Below are 7,768 nucleotides of genomic sequence, written 5' to 3'. Positions count from 1 at the left end.
ATTATTCGTAACATTTGACCAAAAATACTGCTATACTTGTTCACGGGATGCCTCCTTCAGGTGGTTGTTTTGTTGTTGCAAATAAATCAATTCTACCTGTTGGAGCTCCCTTCCCTTAAAACCTATTTTGGACAGATATGGTGTCGCTTATTTAATCTTATTAGCCACATCGCCCTTGTGTTGATCATCCATTTCTATCTCCCACCCGCCGCCGAGGGCTTTATAGACGGCGACCAGAGCAGTAGCCGTGCTGGTCTCGCTTTGAGCAAGCTGGTCCTGGGCTTCGAGCAACGTGCGTTCAGCATCCAGCACAGTGAGGAAATCGGCCACCCCATATCGGTAACGAAGTTGCGCCAACTCTACAGCCTTTTCACTAGCCTCGGCCGACTGTCTCAGAAAATCTTGGCGCATCTGTTGACGGCCGAAATCAACGAGCGCATTCTCCGTCTCCTCCAGGGCGAGCAATACCGTTTGCTCATACTGGGCTAAAGCCGCTTCGGCGCTCGCATCGGCGGCCTTGATCCTCGCCCTTACTCGCCCCAGGTCAAACGCCGCCCAGAAGATTCTTGGGAGCAAAAAGAAAGTGCCGCTCCCGCTATCGCCCAGGCCGGAGAAAGATTCGGCTTCAAGAGCTATGCTTCCGGTAAAGGTGATCCTGGGAAAAAGGTCAGCAGTAGCAATGCCGATGCGGGCAGTCTCGGCAGCCAGGGTTCGCTCCGCAAAGCGAATGTCCGGACGCCTTCTAAGAAGGGCTTCCGGAGTCCCGACGGCAACCAGCTTGGGCAATGATGGAAGATTCTCCGGTTCTGATAACTCCGCCTCAAGTGCGGTAGGCTCCTGACCGACAAGCACGCTCAACCTGTAAATGGCCCTTTTTATGGCAGTCTCCAATGGAGGAATGGTAGCCAGAGTCGAATTTAATTGAGCCCGAGCGCGTGATGTGTCCAGCTCTGTGCCCCGACCCCCTTCTAATAAGGCGATAGTTAATTCCAGGGTTTGCTCTTGATTCTCCGCATTTCTCCGAGCAACCTCAAGCTGGTTTTGTGCTCCGCGGAGCTCGAAATAGTTCCTGGCAACCTCCGCCAGGAGGCTGACTATCACGTCGCGTCTAACCGCCTCCGATGCTTCCACCTCGGCAGTGGCTGCCTCGATCGAGCGGCGCACACGTCCGAAGAAATCCAGTTCCCAGGTAGCATCGAATCCGGCGTTGAAAAGGTCGATGTCTCGGTCAAAGCCCTCCTCTTGTACCTGCGCTTCGCTTAATCTTTCTCTTGTATAGGACGCTTGTGAAGTCACAGTGGGGAAGAGGTCAAATTGAGTCTCTAGCCGGAGGGCCCGAGATTGGCGAAGCCTGGCCGTAGCGATACGGAGGTCGTGATTACCGGCTATTGCCAGATCAATCAAACGATTGAGCCTCTCATCATTGAAACCTCGCCACCACGAGGTCTCCACCTCACTAGTGGATAGTCCCTTCTCAGATTCATTGGCAAACTTCCGAGAGACCTGCATCTGAGGTTGTTTATAATCCGGCCCGACCATGCAGCCGGTTAAGATTAGCATTCCTAAGACGATAGGAATAAAGATTACAGTCCTGATCATGTTTGAAGAACCAAGAACTTTCCGCCTTGGAGATTTAGTAAACAGCGATATTTGAGCGAAAATGGAATAGCCGTTCGTCCTGAGCCCAGTCGAAGGACGAACACATTCGATCTGGGAAGAAAGATCATTCTTCGACAAGCTCAGAATGAGCGGATTTACGTCCGCTAAGTACGATAACTGCTCTTTATCCCTCATATCTTAACCTCTTCAAAAGTGTTGTGCATTAAGACATCAATCCTTCCATGCAGTGGAGCAGGAGAAATCAATTTAATTTTATTGTGACTTTCACATACCTTTGTCATAGCTCTCTTCCTTTAATTCGTGATGAATAGATTTCTCTTTTTTGCGCTCGGTAACCCCGCGAATAAGAACGTAGAATATCGGCGTTAAGAGCAGCCCAAAGAACGTAACCCCGAGCATCCCGCTGAACACCGAAGTACCTAAGGCCTGGCGCATCTCGGCGCCAGCGCCCGTTGCCATCAAAAGAGGCACCACACCGAGTATAAAAGCAAAAGAGGTCATGAGGATCGGGCGAAGTCGAATGCGACTGGCTTCGACTGCCGCTTCAAAGCGGTTTTTGCCCTCTTCCTGCCGGTCCTTGGCAAACTCCACGACCAGGATGGCATTTTTACAAGCCAGGCCGACCAGCACTACAAACCCTATCTGAGTAAGTATGTTATTATCCATGCCGCGCAGCCACACTCCGGCAATGGCAGAGAGCAGGCACATAGGCACGATCAGTATGATGGCCAGCGGCAGCGACCAGCTTTCATACAGAGCAGACAGAATCAGAAATACAAACAGTACGCAGAGTGGAAAGATGAAGATCGCCGTGTTGCCGGCTGTAACCTGCTGGTAAGCTAGGTCCGTCCACTCAAAACCCATGCCTTGCGGCAGTATTTTGTTGGCCAGTTCTTCCATGGCATCAATAGCCTGTCCGGAGCTAAATCCGGGCATCGTATCCCCATTTATATCAACCGAAGGGAACAAATTGTAGCGTATAACCCGGTCGGGCCCGGTTACACGATGCACGTCAATAAGCGAGCCGAGCGGCACTGCAGCTCCAGATGCGCTGCGTGTCCTTAGCTTTGTAATATCATCGGGTTCGTTGCGGAAAGGCCCCTCAGCCTGGGCCGTCACCCGATAGGTGCGCCCAAAGAGGTTAAAGTCGTTTACGTAAATTGAACCCAGATAAATCTGAAGCGTGTCAAAAATATTGGTTAGAGGGACGTTAAGCTTTTTAGCCTTGGTGCGGTCCACCTCGGCATAAAGCTGCGGCGTATTAGTGCTGAATGTGGTGAAAACCCTGGTCAAACCCGGCTGCTGGTTTGCCGCTGCAACGAGTTCGTTGGCTGCAGCTTCAAGTTCTAGAAGGCCAGCACCCGACCGGTCCTGGATCATCATTTTGAACCCGCCGGCAGTTCCCAGACCTCTAACCGGGGGTGGGGGAATCACTATAATCCTTGCCTCCTGGATTTCAGAAAGTTTAGGGAAAACATTCCTTATAATTTCCTGGGCGCTTGGACCGTGTTTAGCTCGCTCTTCGAACGGCTCTAAGACAGCAAATATTGCCGCTGAATCAGAGCTGTTAGAAAACGTCGCTCCGGAGAAGCCGACAATACCCACCGCATGCGCTATGCCCGGCGTCTCCAGCATGATTTTTGTCGCACGCTGAACTACCGCATCAGTCCGTTCTAGGGAAGAGCCATCGGGAAGTTGCACGTCGGTAATCAAATATCCCTGGTCCACCGCGGGGATGAATCCAACCGGCACTCTGGTAAACCCCAAGTAGGTGAGGCCGATAAGGCCGCAATAAACTAAAATAGCAATGCTGCTCACCCGTATTAACCTCGACACCGTACGTCCGTATTCATCAGACGTGCGCTCGAAAAACCGGTTAAATCCACGGAAGAAACCCTTCAGTAGTCGGTTCACAATCGAACTTAGTAACCATCCTGCTATACCGCCGGCCGCAAAAACCATCATGCGGACCGCCCATAGGATGGTCTGACCTGAGGATAGACTTCCAGTCTCACCGGTGCCATGCACCGTACCGGATAAACCGAGCAAGCTCGCCAGTGGCATGGCCAGAAACGAATAGGCTAAAAATCCGAAGATAATGGCAATTCCTATGCGGGGCAGAGGCTCCTGCATCTCCGACTCGCTATCCGGCTTGATAAGCTGGCCAGCTCGGGCTGGGGCCATGGTCAGCGCATTAACTGCCGAGATTATGGTAGAGACAGCGATGGTAAGAGCAAACTGACGGTAGAACTGACCGCTGATCCCGGAGAGGAAAGCCGTTGGGATAAAGACAGCACTCAGGACAAGAGTGATAGCAAGCACCGGGCCGGTTATCTCCTCCATCGCTTTCAGGATGGCCTCGCGTGTCTCCAGGCCCTTACCCATCCAGCGCTTGATGTTTTCTACAACGACGATAGAATCGTCCACCACGATGCCGATCGCCAGCACTAAGCCGAACAGCGACAGGTTATTGAGCGAAAAGCCAAATGCAGCCATAACGGCAAAGGTGCCGACCAGGGACACAACGGCATCTATCATCGGGAGAAGGGCAGCCCGCCAGTCCTGCAGAAATATCAAAACCACGATGGACACCAGGATGAACGCTATAAAAAGGGTGTGAAACACTTCGTTAATTGACTCCTGGATAAAGATCGTAGGGTCGTAGATGATCCGATATTCCAGGCCGGGCGGAAATTCCTTGCTGAGCTCGGCCATAGTCTGGCGAACCGACTGGGCAGTCTCAAGGGCATTAGAGCCGGGAAGCTGAAAGATTCCAATTCCTTGCGCCGGTTCCCCGTCAAGATAACTGTTGACGCTATAGTCACGGGCACCCAGTTCAATCCGGGCGACATCCCTCAAGCGCGTAATCCGCCCGTCATCACCGGTTTTTACCACAATATCGCCGAACTGCTCCTCTTCGACCAGGCGGCCTAGAGTGTTGACGTTAAGTTGAAAGGCATTCCCTTGCGGCACGGGCGGCTGGCCTATCACCCCTGCGGCTACCTGCACGTTCTGTTCGCGGAGCGCCTGCACCACATCGCTCGCCGCCATGTCCCGTGAATACAATTTCTCAGGGTCGAGCCAGGCCCGCATGCTATATTCGCGCGCGCCAAACACTGTGACGCTCCCCACGCCATCAATACGCGTTAGAACGTCTTGCACCCGGATCTGGACGTAGTTGCTTATGTAAAGCTGGTCGTAGCGTTTGTCGGGCGAAAGGAGGTGCACCACCATGAGCAAATCGGGGGAGCTTTTCCGGGTGGTGACGCCGATGCGGCGGACTTCCTCGGGCAATCTGGGTTCGGCGACGGCTACGCGGTTTTCTACCAGAACCTGCGCTTCGTCGATGTCGGTGCCCAGCTCGAACGTGATGGTTAACTGCATCTGGCCATCGCTCGTGGATGAAGACGACATGTAGAGCATGTTCTCCACACCATTAATCTCCTGTTCGAGGGGAGTGGCAACCGTCTCCGCTATAACCTCGGGGGTTGCCCCGGGATAACTGGCGCGCACCACTACCGTCGGCGGAGTGATTTCCGGGTACTGTGCCACCGGGAGGGTAAAGTACGCAATGAGACCAACTATTACGATTACGACCGAGAGCACGGTGGCAAAGATCGGTCTATCGACAAAAAATCTGGATATCACTCCCCTATCCTCCTGTATTGCTCTTATTGCTCTCAGCTTGAGTCGGGGTTAGGTCCGGCGTCAAGAAATTTTCATTCTTTAGGGGTATTTTTTCTCTCTGCGGATCAACTTTCACCCCCGGCCTTACTCGCTGTAATCCTTTTACGATTACCCAATCCTCCGGCTTGAGACCCTCTCTTATGATTCTCAATCCATTTACTTTTGGTCCCAACACCACTTTTCTATATTCTGCTGTGTTTTCATCGTTGACTATCATGACAAATCTCTGCGATTGATCGCTCCCAATTGCTTCGTCAGGAATCATAATTGCTTCGTATTTACTGCTGCCCGGTATCCGAATACGGGCAAATAGCCCCGGGGTAAGGGTCAAATCAGGATTGGGGAAAACTGCCCTTCCCCTTATCGTCCCTGTATTAGGGTCAAGCTGGTTATCCACAAAATCAATATAGCCCTTGTGGGGAAACCCCTCTTCATCTGCCAAAGCAAGATAGGCGGGATTTCTCACTTGCCTTGAGCTTGGACGCTTTCCTTGCTGCGCCAGTCGGGTGTATTTCAGAAAGGACTGTTCATCAGCTTCGGCATAACAATAAATGGGGTCAAGAGAAACTATGGTGGTAAGCAAGGTTCCGCCAGTCCCGCCGTTGATAAGATTGCCCTCTGTGACGAGTTTACGGCTGATACGCCCTGTAATAGGCGCCCTGACCTGAGTAAACTCGACATTCAGCTTTGCGGCTTGGACGGCGGCCTCTGCTTGTTCGACCGTTGCCCGAGCAACACGCTCGTCGGAGATTCTGGTATCAGCTTCCTCTTCAGAAATGGCACGAGCGCTTAGAAGCTTCTTCGCCCTTACTACATTATCCTGGGCCAGCTTTAGACGGGCCTTGGCCAGCTCGAGTTCCGCCTCTGCTTGGTCCAGTTCTGCCTGATAGGGCCTGGGGTCAATCACAAAAAGCAAATCACCCTTCTTAACGATTTGGCCATCCTGGAAATGAATCGATTCCAAGTAACCGCTGACCCGTGCCCTAACCTCCACAGACTCAACAGCCTCAAGGCGTCCAGTGTATTCATCCCACTCGATGATTTCTCGTACCACCGGCTGGCTAACCGTAACCTTGGGTGGTGGTGGAGCCACCGGGCCTTCGTTCCGCCCACAACTGACTTGGAAAAAGATAATAAGCACCGGTAGCAGATGTGGTAAAACTTTTCCCAGTAAAATTTTTCTATTGTTATAGTCGTGTTTTGCATCCATGGCTCGAACACCTGATTTAAAGAATAGCTTTGCTCATACAGAGGGGAGCCCAAGGGCTATGCGATTATCAACTTCATATAGGTATTGAACCCCTACTTTCGATAAATTCTGGATGGCTTCCTGCTCCAAGAATCCAGCTTGCATACTCATGAACGATGGAAAATCCAGCACTAGAACTGTAGTAACCGACAAACCTTGACTAGAGTATACCCAAATTTTCCAATTGCCGTCTTTCAAATTCCCGCTATTATTTCAACGTCCGCCGCAACGGTTGAACTAAGAACCGCGTACGAACCGGGCCTCCCGATGTCGATTCCATGTATAGTGTCTCCATAAATCTGTGCATAAAATGCCTAATCCTTATTGCAGATTAGGAATTTATGTAAGAGTGCTTGAATAAATAAAGAACAGTTAATTATCTTTATTTTTTCATCCATTATCTTTTCAAGCATCTTCAATCCATTACGATCTATGAACGTCACGCCCGAGAAATCTAACACAACGGTTTTATCTTTTTCATGTTTATAAAGCATGCATAGCTTTTCCAAATCTGATACCCATGCATCAATAAGTTTCCCGTCTAACCTAATGGTTACCGTTTTTTCATCCTCGGAAATCTCTGTGGTTCTAAACATATTTGTCGACTATCCTGTCAATTATTTGTCAGACTCTACCTCGCTATCGACCCTTCCATCTTCTGCTCCAAAAGCTCTGTCTCCTGGTGAGTCGTGCTCGGCTGGTGCCGGGCCGCTATAAGCGAGTAGAAGACCGGCACGACGAATAGAGTAAAAAGAGTACCTACGGTCATGCCCGCTACTAGCACCGTGCCGATGCTGTTGCGGGCCTCGGCTCCCGGGCCCGACACCAGCACAAGCGGTAAGTGACCAAATACGGTAGCCGCCGAGGTCATCAGCACCGGCCGAAGTCTCGTCAACGACGCCTCACGTAGTGCAAGTACCTTGGAGAGACCGCGAGCCTGAAGGGTATTTGCGAACTCAACGATGAGTATGCCGTTCTTTGCAATCAACCCCACCAGTGTGATCAGCCCGACCTGCGAGTAAATGTTGATCGTGGTGAGGTCCAGGAAGCTGAACACTAGCGCGCCGGAAATCGCCAGCGGCACCGAGCCCAGGAGCACAATCAGAGGGTCGCGAAAACTTTGGAACTGGGCAGCAAGTACCAAGTAGATGAGCACTACGGCGAACCCGAGCGTGGCAGTAAGCGCCGCACCCTCACGGCGGATCTGCCGTG

5 protein-coding genes are annotated in these 7,768 nt (G+C 51.6%); all 5 read right to left on the bottom strand.

The window, feature by feature from the left end:
- Positions 1–147: 147 nt before the first annotated feature.
- On the bottom strand, positions 148–1,794 hold the full coding sequence (locus tag VNN20_14555; protein HWP93411.1) for an efflux transporter outer membrane subunit: 1,647 nt from the start codon (positions 1,792–1,794) through the stop codon (positions 148–150).
- Positions 1,795–1,884: 90 nt separating this feature from the next.
- Positions 1,885–5,268: a multidrug efflux RND transporter permease subunit gene (locus VNN20_14550; GenBank protein ID HWP93410.1), complete on the bottom strand. Its 3,384-nt coding sequence runs from the start codon at positions 5,266–5,268 to the stop codon at positions 1,885–1,887.
- 4 nt (positions 5,269–5,272) lie between these two features.
- On the bottom strand, positions 5,273–6,517 hold the full coding sequence (locus VNN20_14545) for an efflux RND transporter periplasmic adaptor subunit (protein HWP93409.1): 1,245 nt from the start codon (positions 6,515–6,517) through the stop codon (positions 5,273–5,275).
- A gap of 353 nt (positions 6,518–6,870) precedes the next feature.
- Positions 6,871–7,152 (bottom strand): STAS domain-containing protein, encoded by a 282-nt coding sequence (locus tag VNN20_14540; GenBank protein ID HWP93408.1) that lies wholly within the window; start codon positions 7,150–7,152, stop codon positions 6,871–6,873.
- Positions 7,153–7,187: 35 nt separating this feature from the next.
- On the bottom strand, positions 7,188–7,768 hold a 581-nt coding region (locus VNN20_14535; GenBank protein HWP93407.1), incomplete at its 5' end, for an efflux RND transporter permease subunit.

This window comes from Thermodesulfobacteriota bacterium (assembly GCA_035559815.1).
Taxonomy (GTDB): domain Bacteria; phylum Desulfobacterota_D; class UBA1144; order Nemesobacterales; family CSP1-2; genus DATMAT01.
Note: the sequence above shows the minus strand (reverse complement) of the source record. Positions and strands in the feature narration are given on the sequence as shown.

Excerpts from the sequence above, each read along its gene's own strand:
- VNN20_14555 (HWP93411.1), bottom strand. The coding sequence starts at position 1,794 with ATGAGGGATAAAGAGCAGTTATCGTACTTAGCGGACGTAAATCCGCTC.
- VNN20_14545 (HWP93409.1), bottom strand. The coding sequence starts at position 6,517 with ATGGATGCAAAACACGACTATAACAATAGAAAAATTTTACTGGGAAAA.
- VNN20_14540 (HWP93408.1), bottom strand. The coding sequence starts at position 7,152 with ATGTTTAGAACCACAGAGATTTCCGAGGATGAAAAAACGGTAACCATT.